Genomic DNA, 24018 nt, shown 5'->3' on the forward strand with positions numbered 1-24018 from the left:
TTCTGTCACCCTAGGTTAATCTTATCCACCCATCATGAAATTAAATTCATTCTCAATCCGTAGCAATGCCATTATTTTCCTTCAATGTCTGCTTTCTTGCAACCCATATCACTTTGCCAGAGCTATATCTAATTTATCTACTAAAAACTCAATATCTTCTTCGTTAATTACCAAAGGCGGCTGAAAAGCGAGTACATTCCGGTACAATCCGTTTTTACCAAGTATGATTCCCTCTTCTTTTAAAAACTCAAGTATCTGGTCTGTTTTCTCAGGGAGCGGTTTATCCTCTGCATCCACCAGTTCCATTCCCAACATAAGACCTTTTCCTCTGACTTCCTTTATGATAGGGTATTTCTCCTTTAATCGTAACAATTTTTCATATAAAACTTCCCCAAGCTCTTTTGCCCGTTTTGCTAAATCATGATTTTTAATATAGTCAAGTACTGCCAAAGCAGAACTGCAGGCTACTGGATTTCCTCCAAGGGTTGAGGCAGACGGTGAAGTAAATTTAGCTGCAATTTCTTTCGTTGTAGAAAAAGCCGCAACCGGAATACCATTGCCAAGGGCTTTTGACATTGTCATAATATCCGGAACTACTCCAAAATGCTCGATGGCAAATAATTTACCGGTACGTGCAAAGCCAGTCTGCACTTCATCACAGATTAACAGGACACCATATTTCTTTAATAGGGTACTGATTTCTTTAAAGTACCAATCCGGAGGTGTAATGATTCCTCCGTTACCTAAAATAGGCTCGCAGATAAATGCTGCAATATCAGAATCCTCCTTTAATATCTCCTCAATTTCCCCTAAGGTCTCTTCGGGCTTATGGGAAACAAAATAAAAATCCTCGGATAAGAAGGGATCGGCTCTCCACATAGGTATGTTGGTTGCTGCCATAGTCAGATTGGTCCTGCCGTGAAGACTGTTTTTCAGACCAATGAATTTCTTCTTGCCCGTATAAATCCTGGCTAAGAGCATGGCCCCTTCGTTGGCCTCCGAACCGGACATACAAAAGAAGGAGTTATTCAAATCTCCCGGTAAGATTTCGGAAAGTTTTTTAGCAAGTTCTACGACCGGTTCCGTTAGATATACGTTGGTTACATGCTGTAAGGTTTTCAGCTGTACAGTGATCCGGTCTATGATTTCAGGATTGCTGTGCCCGCAGTTCATTACGGATACGCCTGCAAAAAAATCCAGATATTTTTTCCCGTTATTGTCATACAAATACTGCATTTCACCTCTTACAAAAACAGGAGGCTCCTGATAAAAATAGCCCAGGCAGGGCATCAGATATTCCCTGCGCAGCTCTAATACTTCTTCTGATGTATACATAGTTACATATACTACCACAGTTTACTGTGATACTGCCTTATATCCTTTATTTCTTTGTGTTTTATGAATTTATGAGGTATTTGGAAAGACGTTTTGGCAGTCCTTTCTTTTTATATTTACTTTCCGAAATACATCACATGGGTACATTGTTTATACCAATGCGAAGGTCCCAAGCGTCCATCCTTTACGAGCAGGTTTTAAATTTTCATAAATCTCCCTGCACTTATCCGGTTCTTTTAAAGCCTTTTGATACACTGCTATCACATTTTTCAACTCTTCCGTACTAAGATAAGGAGCCTCAATTCTAAAATTCTTAAGACCAGCTGCCAAAAGTCCGTCAATAATGGGCAGATAGCAGATATCCTTATATAACAGTACATGATTTCTGCCATACTGATCCTTATATACGGGGTGTTTAAAATTTTCTCCATCCACCAGATATAAAGGTTCTTCCGTTTTCTCTTCTACATTATCATACAGATCATGCTCTAAATACATAACCGTGGGTGAGCCATGCACGATCAGCTCTGCCCTCTCTCCCATTCCATTTAACAGGGAAACGGTCTCAGGAAGTGTCGCTTCGGGAGTAATGGTAAAGTAATTAATACCCCTGTCCATGTAAAATCCAGCGGTTGTCTGATTCAGTATATTAAGCGGGTAATCCCCAATAAGAGAGTAATTCCCTTCATAAGAGTATCTTCCTTCAAGAGAGTATTTTCCTTCATGAGAAAAATTCCCTTCGGTAGGGGTCGATTTAAACCTGTGGATTCCTCCAAGGTTTGTAACTGCCAGTCCGTCAATTGGAATTCCAAAACTCATAAGCTGGCTGTATTCCTCAAACTGAGTATCAAAGGTCATATGAGGCATACCTAGGTAAACTTTTGTATTGCCTTTTCTTGCTGCCAGCTCTTCCATTTCTTTTCTGGAAAAGGGCTTGTCTGGTTTAAATACATCCCCGGATAAATAGATGGCATCTACCTGTAAGTCAAAACACATTTTAGCCTGCTCCATATTATTGACCTTAACATTCAGAACCGGTTTTTCAGTCTGACTGGCTTTGTGTTCTTTGAGGTACTGATTAACCTGCTCTATCTCCTCCTCCGTGGTTTCCCTTTCCTGGGTAGCGGTACTGAACACTTTGCCGCTGCTGAAAAGTTTGCCGGTGCCTTCGAAGCGCTCGTTAATATTGCTAAGTCCCGGTCTGCCAAAGGCATATGCTGTGGAGGTATCCCGTTTACGGTTATCGTTAAGCATATCGGAATCTTTTTTTCTATCATAATTCAGCGGATCTAAAATATAACGGTCTATGCTGTCACCATAAGCATTAATAATCATGGTAAGGTAATCGATATCCCGCATACGTCCTTCTATTTTAAAGGAGGTTATGCCTCCGTCTATTAATTCCGGAATATTCTCATACATAAACATGTCTTTTACCGCCATAGGGAACGTGGTTTGATAATTCTTTCCAGCTTGTTCGATGGTATACTCCCAACGGCAAGGTTTTAAACATCTGCCCCGGTTAGAACTTTGTCCAAACAACATGCCGCTGTAAAGGCACTGTCCGCCATGGGCGATGCACATATCCCCATGAACAAAATATTCAAGTTCCATATCCGTTTTCGCATTTAAATACCTGCTGTAGGCAAGGGAGGCTTCTCTTGAAAGAACCACTCTTGTGACTCCAAGCTCTTGTAAAGCATATATACTTTCCAGATTGTGCACATTCATCATAACAGAAGAATGTACCGGAAGGCTAAGTCCCATAGCATGAATAAGTGCAATGGTACTTAAATCCTGTACAATTAATGCATCTGGTTTTATATTCTCTAACGTTAAGAGAAATTCTCTTAACTCACTAATTTCCTGGTCAGCATATAAATTATTAACCGTTATATAAGCCTTTTTCCCAAGGGAATGAGCTATCTCAACAGCTTCTTTAAGTTCTGTATCTGTAAAATTATAATCCTTTCGGTGCAGACGCATATTCAGATTCTTGCCGCCAAAATATACTGCATCACACCCAAGCTTAATTACTTCCTTAAAAATTTCAAAATTTCCGGCAGGGGCTAAAAGTTCCACCTGTTTTTTATTAAAATATCTTGCCATACTATCCTCTTATGTCTTTCTTTTGCTGTAAAAATATTTTTATTTCTCATATATAGTATCACTTTACGAAAATTATTACAATATACTTAGTCCCTAGTTTCTCCGAAGCTAAAAATGACCGAACTCGTTCCCACTTCCCGGTATGATGCCGTAAAAGCGGCATTTCACATAATATAGAAAGAAGTTCTTCCAGTGTATATATCCTTTTTCTGCACTCTTCCCACCCTGTCTAACAAAGACATAAAGGAACATACTTTCAAAGACCAAGGCCGTATCCCGGTATGCAACCGCCCCTATTCACCCCTCCTGCATAAAACACCGTACATTCCCATCCACTAAGAAACACCTTACATTCCCATCCACTAAGGATTGCACATCACCTGATATCATGTTAATATAATAAAATATTAATTCCTAAAACTATTTATTAATTTTTATAACATTTAGATTAGAATGAAAAGAGGCATACAACATGAGTATTACGAATGAGCCGGAACCTATATCAAATAGTCCATTATCAGTAATAATTGAGGAAGATTCATGGATACTTGCATTGGCAGCGACTAAATTACTGGTAAAAAAGAAAGGTAATAAGTTTTATATACCAAAATACAAAGATTTAAAAGGAATTTTGACCGAGCCTGGTCTAAAGTATATCACGATGTATGAAGGACATACCTGTTATGGGGAGCGCTTAAAAGAATCCTTTGTTCCCGGGGAGAATTTTGAACTTATTGAAATACGTGAAATAACTTATTTAACCGGTAATCCAGAATGGTTTATGATAGCCGGTACTGCAAATCACATACTCCATTGGTATAGCATGAATCAGTTCTGCGGCCGCTGCGGGCATAAAACCTATGAAAAAGATGATGAGCGGGCAAAAGTCTGCCCTGACTGCGGTAATATCATATATCCCAGAATCTCTCCGGCAACCATAACTCTGGTTAAAAAAGATGATAAAATATTACTTGCTCATAATAAGAATTTTAAATCCGGGCTTTACAGTCTTATTGCAGGCTTTGTAGAGCCGGGTGAAACCTTAGAGCACTGCGTGGAGCGAGAAATACAGGAAGAAGTAGGTATTAAAGTAAAGAATATAACGTATTTCACCAGCCAGCCCTGGCCTTTTCCCGAATCCTTGATGTTAGCTTTTACAGCCGAATATGACAGCGGCGACATAACCGTTGATCAGACCGAAATAACCGATGCTGCCTGGTTTAATGCCGATAGCTTACCCGATATTCCGTCAACGGACAGCGTGGCAGGTAAACTAATACGGTGGTATAGGGATAATCATTAGTTTATTTTGAAGCTGGGCAATCTGAGCGGTACCTTAACCCTCCAATAAAAGTTGGAATATCCGGCACACATTGTCTAGCGCTTTCCTTGTCAACAACAAGCTGTTTCGGGTTGTTGCAAAATTCAAAGAGTAAATTGCTTGGGAGAGAATGAGGATCATGTTTTTTAGAAATTTTGTGTAAAGTATGCGCGAATGGCTGCAAGAAAGAGAATGCAGCCGCCTATTCGCGCAATCTTTACACAAAATTTCTAAAAAACATGATCCCCATTCTAAGCCCAAGTTCAAAACCTTACAATTTTGCAACAGCCTCGGCTACTCCTTAACCTTTAAAATCCAAAAACTCAACTGCAAACAATAACAGGTTATTAAAAAACATTAGATACAAACTTTCAGTGTATGGATTTCAAATGGCTTAAATACCAGTGTACAGGATTCTTTCTCAAAGCCCTCCTGGCTGGTGTTAAGTTCCATAAGATCTACCAGACTTATATCTTTATAGTTAAAGCCGAAATCAACCTTCGTACGGCCTCCTCTGCCATGGCATTCATAAAATCTTACAATCAAGTCATTACTGTCTTCACATTTTTTCACAGATTCAATCATAATGTTGTCTGCATCTACCCTAATAAAGGATTTCGGTTCTACCGTTAACTCTCCCTCTGCTGCTATTACGGTTTTAAGCGGTACATTCAATTCGTAACCGGCTTTTACGACACCTCCGTCCACATAATCCCCTAGGTGAGGGAACAGGGAATAGGTAAATTCATGTGTTCCGTGGTCTGCTTCTATACCGGGATAATTACTGCTTCTTAATAAATTTAAGTCCAATATATTGTCCATAAGTTTATATCCGTACTTGCAGTCATTCATAAGGGCAACGCCATAATCTCCCTGGGATAAATCCACCCACTTATGAGCGCATACTTCGAATTTTGCCATATCCCAGGAGGTATTTCTATGGGTCGGACGTTTTATATTACCAAATTGTATCTCACATACTGCCTCTGTGGCAGAAACCTTTACCGGGAAGGAGGTACGCAGCATCTTTTGTTTTTCCCTCCAATCCACATCGGTAACAAAATCAATTCGTCTGCTGCCCATGGTAAGGATAATTCTTTGGTTAAGCTCTGAAAGCCCGGTTATTGTACGGAATTTATTCTGCCTTACTACGGCTGGACCATCTATATATACAGAATACTCTGCTAAAATAAGAGGATCACCTGGTTTTTCATCATAATAAATCGGGAAATCCCAGGCATCTCCCTTATCTTCATAAGTAATCAGCAGATTGGCCAAAGAACCTTCTGGTACCACCTGGCGTTTCTCCTTCTTATCGTAAATAGAACCAATGAAACCATTGTCGGTAAAGGTAATGGTATAGATATCGTTTTCAAGTATCCTATCGGAGCACTTAAGTTCCTGATCAAAGTTTAAATCCCCATTATTAGCTTTAACCGGAACCACCGTATAACCCATAGCCGGTACTCTTACCTTTACCCAGGTATCCTCCTGCTTCATCCATTCCGTACGGTCCCAGGAAAGAGAATTGAATACTTTCAGGTACTTATAACCATCTGTGGTTTGTAAATCTGAACCTGTTTGTGAAGCTTTTTCATCACCTGTCTGCAGGTCTTTTTTGCCACTAACTAAGGTAGTATACCGCTTACTAATTTCATCTTCCACCTGATCAAGCATGATTTTATACCGTTCTAAAGATTCCTCATACACTCTGGTTATGGAGGAACCTGGGAGAATATCGTGGAACTGGTATAGCAGCATTTCTTTCCATACCTTGTCTAAAAGCTGGACGGGGTATTTTTCTTCTGAACTTTCGTGGTTAATACCTTGAATCATTCCGAGTACAGAAGCAAATTCCAGTTCTCGAAGGGCAAGTTCTAACTTTCTGTTAAATCGCTTATTTCTGCCCTGGGTGGTATAAGTTCCCTGGTGATATTCCAGATACAGTTCACCATGCCAGGTTTTATAAAGGAAAGAATTCTTTTCAATTCTGTCAAAGAAGTCCTGTGCTTTTCCCTGGGTTACCGGAACCAGACCGTTAAGGTCTTTTTCCCGTTTCAGCCGTTCCAGATGTTCTTCTCCGGGACCACCGCCACCGTCTCCTATTCCAAATAGTAAAAGACACTCCTCGGAAACTCCCTTATCTAAAAATTCACGTTCCGAAGCCATAATTGCTCTTGGTGCTGCGGAACTGTTATAAGTCCCTTCCGGAGGCATGTGGGCCAAAATCCGGCTGCCGTCCAGTCCTTCCCACCAAAAGGTATGATGGGGATGCTTATTGAATCTGCTCCAGGAGAGTTTGATTGTCATAAAGTAGTCTACACCGGATTTTTTCAGTATCTGGGGCAGCGCTGCCGTATAGCCGAATACATCGGGCAGCCAAAGGTTTCTGACGTCCTGTCCGAATTCCTCTTTAAAGAAGCGTTTGCCGTGAAGCACCTGGCGGATTAAAGCCTCACCGCCTGCAAGGTTGGTGTCTGACTCTACCCACATCGCACCCTGGACTTCCCAGCGTCCTTCTTTAATACGCTGCTTGATTTCTTCATAAATACCGGGATAATATTCTTTTACCCAACTATATAACTGTGCCTGGCTGGCACCAAATACATAGTCCGGATAACGTTCCATATTCCTTAATGCAGTGGAAAAAGTTCTGGCTCCTTTACGGATGGTTTCCCTTATGGGCCATAGCCAGGCAAGATCAATGTGGGCATGACCGATGGCATTTATTTTAAGGGAAGGGTCTCCCCCTTTTTTATTAAGTTCTAGTGCTAAAATCTCTCTGGCTTTCCTGGCTTCTTCCCCGTCATATTTGGTCAGAAGATTGGAAGCCTGATTTAAAACCCTAAGTATACTGTGAGTTCTAGCCTTATCTTCCGGCAGTTGTTGTATTAATTCAAGCAATACCTCAAAGTCGTAATAAAGCTGTTCCATATCTTTGTTACATAGAGCGATATGTGCCTCTTTGACCGTACCGCTGTCCTGGTATTTACCAAATAAATCATTGCAGCCTGCATCTGCCCACAGATCGATTTTATCCCCTGCTCCCGGTTGTATATCAAAGCGGTAAACTGTCTTACCGGGTCTGCCAAGTGAATAGTCGAATTCTGAGGATACATTGGTGAGTCCTCTGACGGGCTTTCCTTTCTCATCTACAACACACAGCTCACCGTTAATATCAATTAGGAGTACTATCTCGGTATCAGCGTTCTGTTTCTTTTTAACTTCCTCCAGATCAGGAACTGTCCCTGTAAAATGAAACCAGCCGCATTCGAATAAACCGCCCCAGCTATTAAAGAGCTTTATCTTCTTTTCTTCTCCGGTGGTCCTGTCTTTAAAGGGAACCGGTTCTGTGGTTACATAGACTGTCATATCAAGAGGGGATACTTTTTGGTAGACAGAACTTTTAATACTCTCTAATACCCCAGGCAGCCGTTCTTTCATGTTTTGCAAATAATATGGCATAGTTACCTCCTTGTAAATAGGTTTGAGTTTGTTAGGACTGTCTGAATTTTCTACAGCCCCCATATATAATTTATAATAAACAAATTGGTTTTCAGATGCATGCCATATTTACAAATTATATCTCAAAATTTATTGTTATCCTTTTTACAAGAAAAGATTCACTATGATTTATTTGACATCAGAAAGTCGGTAAATTATAATTAGTAATAGTTCCTTTCCCTTTAAAACCAATGAACGCAGCACCTTCCGCGGTCTGTCTTCAATTATAGATTACCGGATATAAAAGGAGTCCCTATGATGCCAATTTTTGTTTCCCATAAGGAATGGATTAGTAAAGATCTTCCCTTTGCCTTAAGAATAGATAATTTAAAAGGGCATGTCCTGCCCCACTGCCATAACTATATTGAGTTTAATTTTACGATTAACGGGACTGCCACCGAGAAAATCAATGGAAAAGAACATATTCTAAAACCCGGCAATTTTACTCTTTTATTTCCTCACCATATTCATGAAATCCAACTAATTCAGGGAGAATCTGTGAGTATGTATGTTGGGAGTATAAGAATTGAGAGCTTTTACGACCGGAACGGAGCTTTCTTGGCATTGGCTGAACTCTTAAGCAATGCTGCCCTTGATAATACACCATATCATTACTTTAATGAAGAAATAACCACCGATATGACTAATATACTTAAATCCATGCTGTCTGAACTGACCAAAGGACAAAAGTGGAGTGAACTGATGTTTAAAAGCAAGCTCGCCGAACTTTTAATAACCTTTGACAGAAATCGGATAAATGGAGACAGCCGTTTAAAAGGAAAACACATGTTAAGCCGTAACAGCGGTGTATGGGATATCATCACCTATGTTTCCCTGAATTATCAAGAGGATATTTCGCTGAAAACCCTTTCGGAACGGTTTCATATGAGTACCTCTAATATCAGTGCTTCCTTTCATCAGCTCCTGGGCGAGAACTTCCATCGGTATCTTGAAAAAATCAGGCTTGCCCAGGCCTGTGACCTGTTACTGTCTACCGACAGCTCGGTAATTGATATCTGTTTTGAGGCGGGTTTTAAATCCTATAAAACTTTCTCCCGGGTTTTTTATCAGAATTTCAACTTAAGCCCTACGGAATATAGAAAATTCAGAACCCGCCCTGTAAATCTGGTATAACGATTGTAAAGCTTGAATTCATAAAAGAATGTGCCACAATCCTATAAAGTATCAAAACAAAACGGATGACCTGCCGGATCAATCATTACGGTCCAAAGCTCAGAATATTGCTCCTTTGCTTTGACAGCTCCGCAGGCAATGGCATGTTCTATCATGGATTCCATGTGGGCTTTATCTCTTACCTTAAAATCCATATGGACCTGCATCTGCTGCATCCCCGGTAATTCAGGCCATACAGGCGGGATATAATCCAGATTCCTTTGAAAACCAATTTTGACACTACAGGAGGAGGAAGCAAGTATAATAACTCCTTCATCCTCATAAGTCTTCTCCCAGTTCAGCATCCGAATATAAAAATCGGACAGGGATTTCGGATCGATACAATCCAGAATAACATTGCCTATTAACACCTGTTCTAACATATAATTGCTATCTCCTCTCTATTCTCCTCGAAAGCTCCTTTACTCCTCCTTTTCAAGGAGCTGCCTGCACTTTTGAAGGTCTGCTTCGGCTTCCTTTGAAATCTTTGGATAGTTCGGATCAATCTCTTTCATTACCTTAACAATTACCTCGGAAACTAATGACCTTGCAAACCATCTGTTATCAGAAGGAATAACGTACCAGGGACATTGTTTGGTGGCAGTTTTATTTATGGCTTTTTCGTAAGCCTTTTGATAATCCTCCCAATATTCTCGTTCTGACAAATCACTTTTTGAAAACTTCCAGTTCTTTGATTTGTCGTCAATCCGTTCCAGAAACTGCTTTTTTTGCTCATCTTTTGAGATGTGTAAGAAGAATTTCACTACCGTAATTCCATTATCCCACAGATATTCCTCAAAATCTCTGATGTGGCCGTATCTTTTATGAATCACATCCTCTTCCTTGCAACGGTCCGGCAGATTCTGTACCTCATACAATTTATGGACTTTGGCAACGAGTACGTCTTCGTAATAGGAACGGTTAAAAATAGCGATTTTTCCTCTTTGGGGCACATGCTTATGTATGCGCCAAAGATAATCATGAGCCAGTTCCTCACTGGTAGGCTGTTTAAAACTTAAGACATCTACTCCCTGAGGATTAAGTCCGGAAAATACATGATTTACTGCTCCGTCCTTACCGGCAGCGTCCATCGCCTGAAAAATGATTAATATGCCGTTTTTCCCCTCCGCATAGAGCTTGTCCTGATATTCCCTCATAAGAGCCATATTATCACTAACCAGACTATGAAGTTCCTCTTTGCTTAATTCTCCTGTATCCGAAGTATCAAAATCCCTAATATCAAATTTCTTTTCACCAGTAAACTCATATTTTTTAATACCCATTATAATTCCTGCCTTTCTCAGGCATAACAGCCTGATTTCCTGTTCTTATTATGCCTTTTAATGCGCTACATTTATTATAACAAATATTGGAATAAATGAAAGAATAACTTCAAGTATTTACGTTCCCCTGATTTTTTGGCAGTTATCCCATTAAAATAAATCTTGTTTCTGTGATATCAATACCCCAGGGATAGGCGCGATCTGTAGGGTTCTCCTACCATATATCAACAAATCAAGGGCATGAAGTAAACTCGCTTTAACATATTATACTTTTTTATAATCAAATAAGGTGATACTCATAGGAGGCTACCCCTTCAACCTGTACAAATCCTTCTTTTAGATATAGTTCCTTTGCCTTATCATTTTCGGCATTTACACAAAGCACTGTTTTTTTATACTTAAGCTTATCTGCATATTCAAGCATGGTACGAAGCAGCTGTCTTCCAAGACCTTTTCCCTGATACTCCGGCAGAATTGCAATGGGACCGATATATATAGCTGGTTCACCCTCATATTCATCTTTTGCCCCTCTTATGATTCCGACTGGTTTGTCCTCATGCATAAGAAACATAAAACCACCTTCTAGATAATCTGGCTTTGATAACTGTTTCGTAATCATATCAGGTGTAATGGGGGTTGAGTTGCCTTTTAAACTTAAAAATGCTGTATTTCTAATCTTGCACCATTCTATTTCATCTTTTCCAGACTCAAAGGTTCTTACATAAAACCCCTCTGGAAACGTAATCTGAGGTCTCTCTTTGATTTCCTTCATCAATAAAAACACATATCTTTCTGCTTTAAATTGAAGGTTCTCCATAATACCGGAAAGCTCTTTATTAACAAAAGGGACAAAGGAAAATACTTTATTAAGCCCTTTTGTATATTTTAAAATTTCTTCCAACAAGATAGAATATAAGTTAATATCCTGTTTTTCCGAATGAAAGATACGAAAACGTCCATTTTTCCCACTTCTATGATAATCATCCATGACAAGTGAGACCACTGCAACGATTACTCCGTTTTCTTTTATAACGAAAGTTGGATTGTCCTCATCTGGTTCAAACTTTTCTAAGTCATTATCGTACAAAAATGAATCATCTATCTCGCTTCGATGTTTTTTACAATAGGTAATAAAATCTCCTTTTTCATCTCTATTTAATTTTTCTGCCCGCATACTATAAGTCCTCTCTTTTTTATGTTATACGCTTATTTTCCTTGTCTGCTGGATTATCTGTTTCTTAGCATTTTTTATTCCAACCATAAACAGCCAAAAACCGGCAAAACATAATACTGCCCCCGCAAGCATGGCATATAAAAGCTTCGCATCTGCCAATCTGCCAAATATCACATTGGTTCCAATACCGGTACAATCTATGATTACAGCATTAATACTAAGTTCTGTGGCGCGGTTTTCTGTCCTGACCAGTTTGTTTTGCAGTTCTGTCTGCAAGGGTCCAAATAAGCTAAAACTTACCCTCAGAATAACAATTGCTCCAACAGAAAGCACAGCATTTACCGTAACCCCCAGAATAATACAAGCAAAGAAAGCAGCCCCATACAAGATAACTGATAACAAGGTGATACCAAGTTTCCGTGTTAGTCTTTCTGAAAATACACCAGCCATACCCACAATAGTAATACCGATATAAATATATCCGATTGCTGTGCCTGATAAACCGCATCTTACATACTGAAGCTGGTTTAAAAATACCGTTATGGTCTGGTGGGTTTCATTTAGTAAGGCGACACCAATCAAAAAAAAGATTAGGTATTTATTTTGAAGCGTTTGCTTTAAAAGTGCTGTAAATTCTTTTACTCCTGCTTTTTCTTTTGTCTTATCTTTAACTTCTGTAAGGAAAAAAGCTAATACTGCTGAAAAGCCATAACTCCAGACGGTCAAAAGACCTGATAACCTGTAATTGTCTTTAACAAATACTGCATAAACGAAAGAGGCAATAAGAAGACCAAGAGTCTGCATATTATTATAGATTCCAAAGATTTTCTGGGTATGGACTTTACCAGGCAAGGCGGTTTCCGTTGTTTTTTTATCGCCTGATTTCACATAGTCTGTTCTATAGTTATCCGACAAATACAAAATACTGTTCTCCACTCCAGATAAACCGGAAATAACTATACTTAGCATAATCCTCTCCGCAAGGAAAGCCAAAAACCCTTCCGCTTTCCAAAATACAATTTTAGAAAGAAAATATAAACAGCAGCAAAAAAGCATGGTCTTTTTATAACCGATTCTGTCCGCTATCACCCCCCAGGGAAGTTCTAAAAGAAGACAAAGACCAAGGGATATACTCTCTATTATAGTGATCTGAAAAATAGTTACACCGGCGGATTGACGGTATAAAGCAGCAATTGGCCCATAGAATACCATTCCCTGTAAAAGGGCAATAGCATACATGAGCCAAATATTTCTATATGGCTTCATAATAAAAAAGTCCTTTCTGATTAAATTTAAGCATAAAAATAAAACGTAAAACAAGTAACTTATTTAATTGCTTATGCTTAAATGGGACTATTCATTATGAATCACCTTTCAATCTAATATTTAGGTTTATTATATCATGAAATCGCTTCACAGCAAATAGAAAAATATTTGAAACCTTCCAGTATGTTACCCCCCTGCATTATGGTTTCTCATTTTCGCAATCTCTTGATTCCTTATTCTGATTCCTTATTCTGATTCCTTATTTCTTCCACCTTCTGCTTTGCCCCTTCTGTAAGCGCATCGATTAGATAACTTCGGTCCCTTCCCCGCTTTTCCTGAAACTCTTCCATTGTTCTTTCATTGACCCTGTCAATTTCTTCTTTTAGTTCCCTTGCCGATAATATGGCACTGCCGGCTCCTCTGATGATAATCTGCTGCAAGCCGTCTGAGGTCGCAACGGTTATATTATACTTATGCTGATTGTCATGAGCAAACTTTTCAATATACTGGTCCGCTGTCTGTGCTTCTTTTGTATATACCACATGGATATTAAAGTAATCGAGGGTTTCTTCCTGATGTCCCTCTAAGCGGTAAGCATCAAATACAACGATAATCTGGCTTTTTTTGATTCCCTGATAATTACTCAGGATATCAAGCAGTTTCATTCTGGCCCCGTCCATATTATCAACGGCAAGTTCACTTAATTCTGTCCAGGCATGGATAACATTATATCCGTCTACAAGCAGATATTCCTCTTTGCTTTCTTTCTGCTGTCTTACATATGTGACCGGTTCCTGATAACTTTCCCTGGCTGGTCTGCGATTCTTCCAGATTACTTTCTTACCCTGGTTAGCATTATAGGTACTGTTAATAATCTGGTCAATTTCATCCAGACTAATCGTTCTCTCTTCCGTATAGGAAGACTGGTTTTGCGGGGTGGTTAAGGATACTGACTTTTTCTGATAATACCCTTCCAAATGCATATAATCCTTTACTTTATCCCATTCCACCAAAAATCCGGCTCCATGGGCACAAAATACGGAACCGGTGGGATTAGCAAGGTCTCTTTCCGAGTCATATCCGATACTTTCTATTACTTCTTGTGTATTATGGCAGGGTTCATATCCTTTTAGACTGCAAAAAAGTTTCCCCTGTCCTTTTGTATAGGCAGTTACTTCTTTTTGATAATTTCTCATAGCAACAACCGGAGCACTTCCGGTAAGTACAGTAAATCCACCTCCTGTATGGGAAATTTCACAAGTGCCAAACATTTTTTCAATATCAGTCATAGCACGTCCTACCATATTCTCCGGCAGTTCCAGTTGAAAGGCATAATATGGCTCTAATAAAACAGAGACAGCCTCTTTTAACCCCTGACGCACGGCCCGGTAGGTAGCTTCCCTGAAATCTCCGCCTTCTGTATGTTTTATATGTGCCCTGCCTGCTATTAAAGTAATTCTCATATCGGTGATGGCTGAACCCGTTAATACCCCTTTATGAACCTTTTCTTCCAGATGGGTAAGAATAAGCCTTTGATAGCTTTTTCCCAGTACATCCTCACTGCAATCTGTCCCAAATACCAGCCCGCTCCCTGGTTCACCAGGCTCTAATAACAAATGCACCTCCGCATAATGCCGCAGGGGTTCAAAATGTCCTACCCCTTCTACCTTGTCCCCAATGGTCTCTTTATATACAATCTTTCCCGGTCCAAATTCTATCCAGACACCAAAACGGCTTTGTATGAGACTTTGAAGAATTTCAATTTGCACCTCTCCCATAATCTGAGCCTGGATTTCCTGTAACTGCTCCTCCCATACAAGGTGGAGCTCCGGCTCTTCTTCTTCAATCTGCCGCAGTTTAGGAAGCATTGCTCTTACATCACACCCCTCGGGCAATATCAACTGATAATATAGTACAGGTTCTAATATCGGCGCTTCCGACGCTTTCTCCGTACCTAAGCCTTCTCCTGGCTTGGTATTACTTAATCCGATTACTGCACATACGGAACCCGCTTCCAGTTCATTCACTGCTTCAAATTTCTGTCCAGAATAAACCCTGATCTGATTGACTTTCTCTTCCCAGTCATGATTCTTAAGTATATCTTTTACTTTCAGCTTCCCGCCTGTAAGTTTCATATAGGTAAGCCGGTTTCCCTGTTCATCTCTTGCAATTTTAAATATTTTCGCTCCAAATTCTTCCTTATAAGCTGGTATAACAGCATACTCAACCAGGCTCTGCATAAACGGAAGAATCCCCTCTAATTTTAAGGCAGCACCAAAAAAGCAGGGAAAAACGCTTCGTTCTCTTACCGCTTTTTTAATCTGCTCCTTATCAATCTGGCCTGTTTCCAGATAAGTTTCTAACAGTCCTTCCTCACACGTAGCTAACTGTTCCAAAAACGTCTCTATCCCAGCCTGTCCGAAATCAATGCATCCGTCGTCTAGCTGGGTTTTTAATTCACTCATCAGCTTATCCCGATTTGTCCCGTTCTGATCCATCTTATTAATAAATAGAAAGACCGGTATCTGGTATATAGTAAGCAGCCGCCATAAGGTTTTCGTATGTCCCTGAATTCCGTCGCTTCCGCTTACCACTAAGATAGCATAATCCAGGATCTTTAGAGTCCTCTCCATCTCCGCTGAAAAATCCACATGTCCCGGGGTATCCAGTAAGGTGATCTGGGTATCCTCTATCTCAAATACAGCTTGTTTAGAGAATATGGTAATTCCTCTCGCCCGTTCAAGTTCAAAGGTATCCAGGTAGGCATCACCCTTGTCTACTCTCCCAAGCTTACCTATTTTGCCGCTTAAATACAGCATTCCCTCCGATAAAGTGGTCTTGCCTGCATCCACATGGGCTAATATTCCGATGACTAATTTTTTCATAATCTATATCAAATCCTTTTATGATTGTCTGGTTTTATAATGTGTCGTCATATACTTTATAAATCAATTCTATCTTTAATAATACCAACAATATTGGTATTTGGCAATTTTAACTCACAATATATTTTTTCAGCTAAAAACCCCAGGAGCTTCTCTACCTCCACCGGAGGTAAAGTCAATTAAATCAAATATTCCTTAAGACATAGAGTCTGGCTCGCCAGACTCTAGCGCAGCACTGACGCACTGTCACATCAGTGACACCTTCCTCGTAAGAGTCCTGCGAGTCCTGCATGGAGTGCTTTTATTTTACAGATTAGCTCAGAAAACCTTTTCTTTAAAATAAAAAAGGCGTCGGTATTTAAAATCCAACGCTATTCTTATTCCTTTTATATCCGCCATTTCTTAGTTCAACTGCCATTGAGGTTTTGTAACATAGTATTAGTAAAACCCTTATTCATTATTTCTCCATGGAATCCGTAAAAAACTGTATATTATTTTTACCCAGTTCTTTCGCCTTATACATTGCAGCATCAGCATTTTTCACCAGTTCCGAATGATTCACCCCATCAGCCGGAAAAGCTGCTACCCCAAAACTCGCACTGGTATTGATTTTATTATCGCCTATTATAAAGGGCTTTATAAATTCCATTCGAATTCTATCAAGATAAAATAATGCCTCTTCCCTTCTTAGATTTCTCTGAATGACTAAAGCAAACTCATCCCCACCAATTCTGCCAATCAGATCTTCTTTATCAATGTTCTTTTTAAATCGGTCCGCGGCCTGTTTAATAAATAAATCCCCTACATGATGTCCCATGGTATCATTTATTTTTTTAAAGGAATCAATATCGATAAAAACCATATAGAAATAAACAGCTTTTGTTTTGGATTCTTCTATAAGCTCATGGATTCTATCCATAATAGTCTTCCGGTTTGGCAATTCGGTAATCAGATCATAATGAGCCATGTGATATAGCTTCTCTTCATTCCGTTTTAGTTCCTTGTTTTTCTCATTTAACTCATCATATTTTAAACGAAGTTCTGCATGGGTGGCGGCAATGTCATGATACATTTTCTCCAGTTCTACTCTTTGTTTTACTTCTGTCATATACATATGGTTAACCCTGTTATAGTGGGTTCTGTTTATTAAATGAAGAAAGGGGGTAATTACAACGATGAAGGCAATTAAAAATATCTGTGTAGCATAATACTCCGTCCCATATTCAAAGGGTATTCGGGATAGTACCAGGGAATAATATATACTCACAAAGAGAATTGAAACAGTAACATAGTTTAGCATTACCCTTGTTGTTCTTATTGAAGATATAATTATATTAAGAAATGCAACCGTCCATATAGCCGGTCCCATATAGTCATAAATTCTGACTGTAACAAATATCAGCACTACGGAAAATAGTACGGATATCCAATGGGTGATTATTCTGGTCTTAAGTTTTAAGTAAGGGGTAATGACAAAACAACTACATAATAGTAACATAAATACACTGTCCAGGACAGAACTTTTCAGTTCGTGATGCAACATAAAATTTACGATTGCTCCTATAAGCAGAATGAGTACCCCATAATAACACCCAATATAATTTTCCATGGTTTCAATCGTATCCATATCATTCGATTCGTTTATTATTTTAATGATACCTGGAATTGTTCTTGGCATTTTTTTCACTTTTATTTTCACTGCCTATCGCAAGATTCCTTGCAATACTGCCACGAATAAAAGGTTGAAAGAATCGTATTGTGGCATCCTTTCAGTTTATTAATTTTCTATCAACCTTATATCTCCATCTCTAAAAAGTATTACCTTTACATTTATGTCTGAGGGTTGCTGTTTCCATTATATACCACAGCAAGAGGGTTTTCAAAGTTTTTATGCAAATTTAACAAAATTACCATGCTTATTTCAGTAAAAAGCTATAGATTCCAATTATTTTGCAAAAATGAGATGTAAAAGTTTTCACTCTCACATCTCATTTAATAGATTCACTGTATTTACCATTTAGCAGGACCAGCCTTAACCTCAGCACTGTCCCTTGCCGTCTATGGAACAGGAATCTGCAGTTTGCACCGGTTTTTCCTCATTAAGGAATTCATATATATCAAATGTTTTCGTATTGTTCTCCAGAATGAAAAAAGGTATGCCAATTTTGCCTTCTTCCATTATCGGAGCAAATATTTCATCATGATCCCGATATGACAAAAACTCTTTTAAAATCGCCGTACTTTTCGTAATTTCCCTGTAATCCAGTTCTACCTCCTTACAGGTTTCCAATTTAGCTTTTGCTGCAACACATTCCGTGCAAATGGGGGTACCATACATAGTGATTTTCATAATAATCCTCCTGTCTGTTATTATAATCATGGGCAATAAATCAATTGTTGTTACTTATATTTTAATTTAACGCAGTATATATTCATATAGAATACTTTTGTCTTACATCTGTTTTATAGCAATTGCTTTTATTTTATGCTGCTATTTTATAACTATCTTTTTATCTTATGCTACTGCTTTTTACAATGCTTTTATTTTATAACTATGTTTTATCTTATGCAGCTATTTTATAACAATGCTTTTATCTTAGGCAACTATTTATAACAATGCTTTTACCTTATACAGCTGCTTTTTAACAATTGCTTTTTTCTTATATTTTCTTTTATATTAAATTTTATCTACTCGATAGTCAATTGCTTTTTATCTACAATTCTATTATAAATACTTCAGAACATAAAATCAATGGCAGATCTACTGGTATTGCCGTATCCGTTAAGGTTTTTAGGTGTATTTTTTCAGAAAACCGGTTTCTAAACGTTCTTTTTAGACATATCCCGTATATAAAAAGCGACCTGAAAGGGAAATAATTCCTCTACATCACTTAACTCACAGTTCAATATCTTTTTAATGTTTTGAATGCGGTAATTCACTGTATTTCTATGGGTATAGGTATCCTCAGCAACACGTATCAGACTGCGATCATTCTTGATATAGCTCCTTAAGGTATTCATATAACTGGAACCATGGGCTGCATCGTAGGCCTCCAAAGGTCCTATCATTTCCTCTGCATAACTTGTAAGAATATCCGTGTCTTCTACTGAAAATAGTATTTTAAAGAAACCCATTTCCTCAAAATCAATAATTGCTCTCCCTGTTCCCATAGACATCTTCATAGCCGTCCTGGCTTTTTTATAACTGGCAGAAAGATTTTCTATATAGCTTATATCCGGTCCGATGCCTAAATAAAACCGCTTCTCCCTGGCAAAATAAGAAAAGCTTTGTACGATCTGGTTTGGCAGTTCCCTATACTGTTTTTCCTTTCTGTTATTCAGAATCAATACCAGAAAGTCCTCCATTCGGATAAGCCCGTAGGAAGCATTGATTTTGTCATTTCCTTTCCATAAACCGAATAAGTTTTCAAGTTTTATTACAGCCTGGTTATAGTTAAGTTCATCCTCCATAGTCTTTTTAACACATATGCAAAAGACTTTGAAGGATCCTTCTATATCATACCGCTCTCCTAAAACCTGCTTAATATTCTCTTCCGAGACTCGTCCTTGTATCACATCCCGAAAAGCATTTCCGATCTTTTTTTCAAACTGCTGCTGATCAATAATCCTCATACAATAAGCCTGTATCAGTTCGGTGATGGAGAATTCCCAGGGCATTTCAAGAAGGGGAAAGTTATGGGTCTCGCACCAGACAACCACTTCCTCCGGAATGCTTTCCAAATACATACCGGTATTAAGGATTATCCCTGCACAATCATCTTCCGCCATTTTCTGAACCAGTTTTAGCAGCCAGCCGGGCTTAACCGCTTTCATACCTGTGGTTATCGCCAATTCTTCTCCATGGAATCTGGATACAATCATTTCATCTTCCAGCATATGTACCCAGCTTACCACCGTATCCATACCGGCTTTGCCCGCAATAATTTTTAGTCGGAACTGGTCTTTTGTCTCTTCATACAATTCCCAAAAACGTACTGCCATACTGCCATCTCCTTTTCTCTATAATGTATCTGCTCTGTCTTCAACATCTAGGTAAATATTGATTATGTTTTCCATCTATATTTTGAACTGATTTTCATATATATTCTATTGTTTTTAACTGCCTACTCTAAATTATCAAAGCTTAGCAGGAACATATGTTTTGTATTTTTAATACAGATTTTACCTTTATATTCAGATTATCAGATCATATACAAATTGTCAAATTTTACGTATAATTAAATCAAACAAAAGAACAGAAAACGGATTAGAACGATTAATAAGGAGGCGATTATTATGTATATTGGCAGCACAAATTTATACTTAGATTTAATAAAATATAATACAAAAGCACCTGTAAGCTGGGTAACTTCTGAAAGATATGAAAACTGCGAGAACTTTTACCAGTATATGGTTGCAAAACACAGCAGACCAAGATTTTTTCAAAGAAAAAAATAAAATAGTATTCCAAATCAATAGAATGGACCATAGTCAATGGGACTGTTGCAAAATTGTAAGTTTACAGAATCTTAATTTAGCATGATAATTGTACTTTGAATTTTGCAACAGTCTTATTCATGCTTACCATTTGCTTAAAAATACCCAGGGTAACGGAAATTAATAGTTCAGTTACCCTGGGCTTTATTTTTTATATAAAATAACCTTTATCCAGTTATACAGTTCCATTCTTTAATTTGTTCCGTGTATTATGAATGATGTTAGCCAGTAACGCATTTTTATGCTTTAACAGCTGTCTGAACAGATTGGGGTTATAACATTCACCAAATGCTGCCCCAAAAAGAATCAATGCAGCTCCGATTAATTGTAACACAGACATCCTTTCCTTTAACAAAAGAGCGGAAAAAAACAAGGCTGAAAACGGCTCTAAATACCCGCAGATTACCACTGACTGAGCGGGCAGCTGCTGGATTGCCGAAAAGTACAAATAGCAGCCAATTCCGGTATTAACAATCCCTAAAATCAAGATTGGCACCAAACTTCCGTCAGTTATAGCAATATCTGGTTTTTGCTTTATTATAATATAAAGACCTACCGTGAGAAAGCTGGCAGTAAGCTGGCACATTGGATTTACCATTCCTTCAATGCCCGATGCTTTTTTACTGAAAATCACCATAAAAGCATACATAACAGCGGCTAAAATGCCACATATCAGCCCCCAGGATAAAGCACCTTCTAGCAGTACCCTGCTGTTAACCAAAAACATCCCAAACAAAACGGAAAGTAAACCATATAATTTAACCTTTGAAAGCTTTTCATGGAATATAACAGGAGCAAGAACCATTACAATAACCGGTCCGCAATAGTAGGCCAGAGTTGCAAGGCTGACACCGATGCGGTTATAAGCTTCATATAAGAAAATCCAGCCTGCACCTAAGGCAGCACCGGAGGCAGCCAGGTATCCGAATTCTTTTTTGCTTTTATAACATTTAAACTTTCGCCCCGAAAGAATGAAAATTGTAATCAGGAATAAACTGCCGATTAATGTCCTTAATAATACGATGCTCTGACTGTCAAGAGGGATATAACTGGCAACAATCCCATTGGAACCAAAGAGCAGCAAGGATGCTATGTACTTAATATATGCTTTTTTCATTTTATTTGTTTTGAACTCTCCTGTCGGACTTTTTGCATACTTGATTTTTGTGCAGGATTAGTATATCATTACACTTGTTATTACAAAAGCGAATAATTATCATGAATCGCATGACATTTTCAGATGCAAGGAGACGACTTTCCTATGGATATGAATATCCAAAAGTACCTGGCTTTTTTAAAGACTGTTGAGTACGGCAGTTTCACAAAAGCTGCTGAAAACCTGAACTATTCCCAGTCAGGTATCAGCAGAATGATAAGTGATTTAGAGGCTGAATGGGGCATCCCTCTTTTAGAACGAAACCGTATGGGGGTACGTCTGACTTCTGACGGGCTTAATCTGCTGCCGGTCATAAAGAATGTATGTGCAGAATATCAGCATTTACAGATGCAGATTGATGACTTGCACGGACTTAAATCGGGATTAATACGAATCGGTACCTTTTCCAGTGTAGCAACCCACTGGCTACCAGGTATTATCAAAGAGTTTCAGAAAAGTTATCCAGGTATCAACTATGAGCTATTGCTTGGAGATTACACAGAGATTGAAAACTGGATTTTAGAAGGCCGGGTAGACTGTGGCTTCCTTATTCTTCCTACCTTGCCTGAATTAGAAACAATTTCACTTAAGAAAGATAAATTACTTGTGATTCTTCCGACAGACCATCCTCTGGCTGCTTATGACCGTTTTCCTGTCAACGCCTTATGCGAGGATCCTTTTATCCTTTTAGAAAAGGGATCAAGGACAGAAGTTTCTGAGATATTTAAGGATTATAAGGTTATACCAAAAATACGTTTTACGACCTGGGATGATTATGCCATTATGTCTATGGTAGAAAGTGGTTTAGGTATCAGCATCTTACCGGAACTTATTTTGCAGCGTATTCCCTACCACATTGTGGTAAAAGAACTGGATGTACCTGCTTACCGCAACATAGGTCTTGCAATGAAAGATCAGAAATCTGCTTCCCTTGCTGTCAAACGGTTTTTGGATTATCTGCCGTTTCGAAGCAGGCAGGAAGAAAAAGTTTTTTCTGTTACATAATTTGGAGCTGTTACATATTTGCAGAGATAATGACCTGGTAGTATATTACCCTGGTTTCACTCGCTGCTAATTATGCAACAACTCCTATTATCGTTTCCTAGCTAAGCTTCAGGTGTCGTAACGCTTCATTGTGTCGTAACACTACATAACCTTCGGTATTGGAACCCAAAGGGTTACCATCTACTAGAACCTGCTTTTTTTCTCCTAGATATACTGTGCAATGGTATCTAGTACCGACTTTGCCCGATGTACAAGTCTGTGTTTTTCATCTACTTCCCGTTTACCGTTAAGAGCTATCTTCTCTCTGATATCATCGTGTGCCAAATAGTAATCCACAAGCTCCAGAGTCTCTTCCTTTGAATTGGACCAATCCAGATGCACACCTTTTTTAAAGTAATAATCAATACCGCAGGAGAACTGGGTAAGATGGAATGCTCCACAGCCTAATACTTCATAAGTTCTGGTAGATACATATGTTTTAGAGGTTGCCACCTGCTGGATACCTAAGGCAATCTTTGAAGAAGCATATACGTATGGGATTTCTTCTTTCTTTAGTTCACCGCCGTATAAAGGAACCGGAAGTAAAAATGCCCGGTCAAAGTCCGTCCACCATTTTCCCCATACCTTAAGATTCTTCTGATTATCTACCAGGGGCTGCAACATCTGATAAGTACCGTCTACTCTAAACTTATATAAGATACTATTTTTTGATTCCTCGTCGACATGTCTGAAACTGTAGTTATTTCCCACTAATACCAGATCATTTTTGTACTCTGCTTTAGGAGATACTTTCGTATACCTTGAAGAACAGGCATTTGGCAGCAAAAATGCCTTCACTCCGAATTTCGCATACTCTGGTACCAGATAATCTACCGGCGTAAATACCAAATCCGATTTCTTTGCGGCAGGAAGGGAAACCTGACCACAGCAAACAGGATCATCAGACGACCACCATATGTGGAAAAGGCCTTTACTTTTTATGACATCAATAAAATCATTTATGTCAATCAGATCCTTCCACCAACCAAAGGAACACACAAAATCCGGTCTGAATTCATCAATTGTACTTAATAATTTTAACTTAACTAAATCATATTTTTTAATATACTCTTCTCCTATTAATAGTTCCCTTACTTCACATCCTGCTTCCCTGAACCCTTGCTGCATCTCATTATACAAGTCGGGGAAAAATACACACACCAGTATTTTATACATAGTAACCTCACCTCTTTGACTTATGCAATAACAATATATGCAGTAAGGAAGTTAAAGTATAAGCAGATATTAATTTTCTTTCCTGGTTTTCGTAA

The 24018-nt window shown here is 38.7% G+C and carries 17 protein-coding genes; 4 read left to right on the forward strand and 13 right to left on the reverse strand.

Annotated elements, in window-relative coordinates:
- Positions 1–108: 108 nt before the first annotated feature.
- Both QA584_RS18850 and QA584_RS18855 read right to left on the reverse strand, forming a co-directional pair.
- Positions 109–1335: an aspartate aminotransferase family protein gene (locus QA584_RS18850; protein WP_278270648.1), complete on the reverse strand. Its 1227-nt coding sequence runs from the start codon at positions 1333–1335 to the stop codon at positions 109–111.
- A 150-nt stretch (positions 1336–1485) separates the two neighbouring features.
- Positions 1486–3444 carry a U32 family peptidase gene (locus QA584_RS18855; protein WP_278270649.1) on the reverse strand — a complete coding sequence of 653 codons (1959 nt, stop codon included), beginning with the start codon at positions 3442–3444 and terminating at the stop codon, positions 1486–1488.
- 472 nt (positions 3445–3916) lie between these two features.
- On the opposite strand from QA584_RS18855, the gene nudC reads away from it, so the two are divergent.
- The gene (nudC, locus tag QA584_RS18860; protein WP_278270650.1) at positions 3917–4747 is read left to right on the forward strand and encodes an NAD(+) diphosphatase; all 831 of its coding nucleotides are present in this window, start codon (positions 3917–3919) and stop codon (positions 4745–4747) included.
- A gap of 375 nt (positions 4748–5122) precedes the next feature.
- On the opposite strand, the gene QA584_RS18865 is transcribed toward nudC, so the two are convergent.
- The gene (locus QA584_RS18865) at positions 5123–8230 is read right to left on the reverse strand and encodes an alpha-mannosidase (RefSeq protein WP_278270651.1); all 3108 of its coding nucleotides are present in this window, start codon (positions 8228–8230) and stop codon (positions 5123–5125) included.
- Positions 8231–8524: 294 nt separating this feature from the next.
- Here QA584_RS18865 and QA584_RS18870 point away from each other — a divergent pair, with 294 nt between their 5' ends.
- Entirely contained in the window at positions 8525–9403 is an 879-nt protein-coding gene (locus QA584_RS18870) for a helix-turn-helix domain-containing protein (RefSeq protein ID WP_278270652.1), read from the forward strand.
- A gap of 41 nt (positions 9404–9444) precedes the next feature.
- Here the strand turns inward: QA584_RS18870 and QA584_RS18875 are convergent, their stop codons facing one another.
- The 8 genes from QA584_RS18875 to QA584_RS18910 all read right to left on the reverse strand — a co-directional run bounded on the left by QA584_RS18875 (position 9445) and on the right by QA584_RS18910 (position 20052).
- Positions 9445–9825: a VOC family protein gene (locus tag QA584_RS18875; protein WP_278270653.1), complete on the reverse strand. Its 381-nt coding sequence runs from the start codon at positions 9823–9825 to the stop codon at positions 9445–9447.
- Between the two features lie 39 nt (positions 9826–9864).
- Positions 9865–10725, reverse strand: a complete 861-nt coding sequence (locus tag QA584_RS18880) for a polyphosphate kinase 2 family protein (protein WP_278270654.1) — start codon at positions 10723–10725, stop codon at positions 9865–9867.
- Positions 10726–11005: 280 nt separating this feature from the next.
- A complete protein-coding gene (locus QA584_RS18885) occupies positions 11006–11899 on the reverse strand; it encodes a GNAT family N-acetyltransferase (RefSeq protein ID WP_278270655.1) in 894 nt (297 codons plus the stop codon).
- Between the two features lie 24 nt (positions 11900–11923).
- Positions 11924–13165 (reverse strand): MFS transporter, encoded by a 1242-nt coding sequence (locus tag QA584_RS18890; protein ID WP_278270656.1) that lies wholly within the window; start codon positions 13163–13165, stop codon positions 11924–11926.
- Between the two features lie 233 nt (positions 13166–13398).
- Positions 13399–16050: a translation factor GTPase family protein gene (locus QA584_RS18895; protein ID WP_278270657.1), complete on the reverse strand. Its 2652-nt coding sequence runs from the start codon at positions 16048–16050 to the stop codon at positions 13399–13401.
- A 457-nt stretch (positions 16051–16507) separates the two neighbouring features.
- On the reverse strand, positions 16508–17728 hold the full coding sequence (locus QA584_RS18900; protein WP_278270658.1) for a GGDEF domain-containing protein: 1221 nt from the start codon (positions 17726–17728) through the stop codon (positions 16508–16510).
- 360 nt (positions 17729–18088) lie between these two features.
- Entirely contained in the window at positions 18089–18400 is a 312-nt protein-coding gene (locus tag QA584_RS18905) for a glutaredoxin domain-containing protein (RefSeq protein WP_278270659.1), read from the reverse strand.
- Between the two features lie 470 nt (positions 18401–18870).
- Positions 18871–20052 (reverse strand): PucR family transcriptional regulator, encoded by a 1182-nt coding sequence (locus QA584_RS18910; RefSeq protein ID WP_278270660.1) that lies wholly within the window; start codon positions 20050–20052, stop codon positions 18871–18873.
- Between the two features lie 294 nt (positions 20053–20346).
- Here QA584_RS18910 and QA584_RS18915 point away from each other — a divergent pair, with 294 nt between their 5' ends.
- Entirely contained in the window at positions 20347–20508 is a 162-nt protein-coding gene (locus QA584_RS18915) for a hypothetical protein (protein WP_278270661.1), read from the forward strand.
- Between the two features lie 214 nt (positions 20509–20722).
- On the opposite strand, the gene QA584_RS18920 is transcribed toward QA584_RS18915, so the two are convergent.
- Positions 20723–21664: a DMT family transporter gene (locus QA584_RS18920; protein ID WP_278270662.1), complete on the reverse strand. Its 942-nt coding sequence runs from the start codon at positions 21662–21664 to the stop codon at positions 20723–20725.
- Positions 21665–21808: 144 nt separating this feature from the next.
- Between QA584_RS18920 and QA584_RS18925 the strand changes: the two genes are divergently transcribed.
- Positions 21809–22708, forward strand: a complete 900-nt coding sequence (locus tag QA584_RS18925) for a LysR family transcriptional regulator (RefSeq protein ID WP_278270663.1) — start codon at positions 21809–21811, stop codon at positions 22706–22708.
- A 204-nt stretch (positions 22709–22912) separates the two neighbouring features.
- Here the strand turns inward: QA584_RS18925 and QA584_RS18930 are convergent, their stop codons facing one another.
- Positions 22913–23923: a CgeB family protein gene (locus QA584_RS18930; RefSeq protein WP_278270664.1), complete on the reverse strand. Its 1011-nt coding sequence runs from the start codon at positions 23921–23923 to the stop codon at positions 22913–22915.
- Positions 23924–24018 lie beyond the last annotated feature (95 nt).

Origin of the sequence: Anaerocolumna sp. AGMB13025, assembly GCF_029689925.1 — a bacterium.
In the GTDB taxonomy this organism is placed as follows: domain Bacteria; phylum Bacillota; class Clostridia; order Lachnospirales; family Lachnospiraceae; genus Anaerocolumna.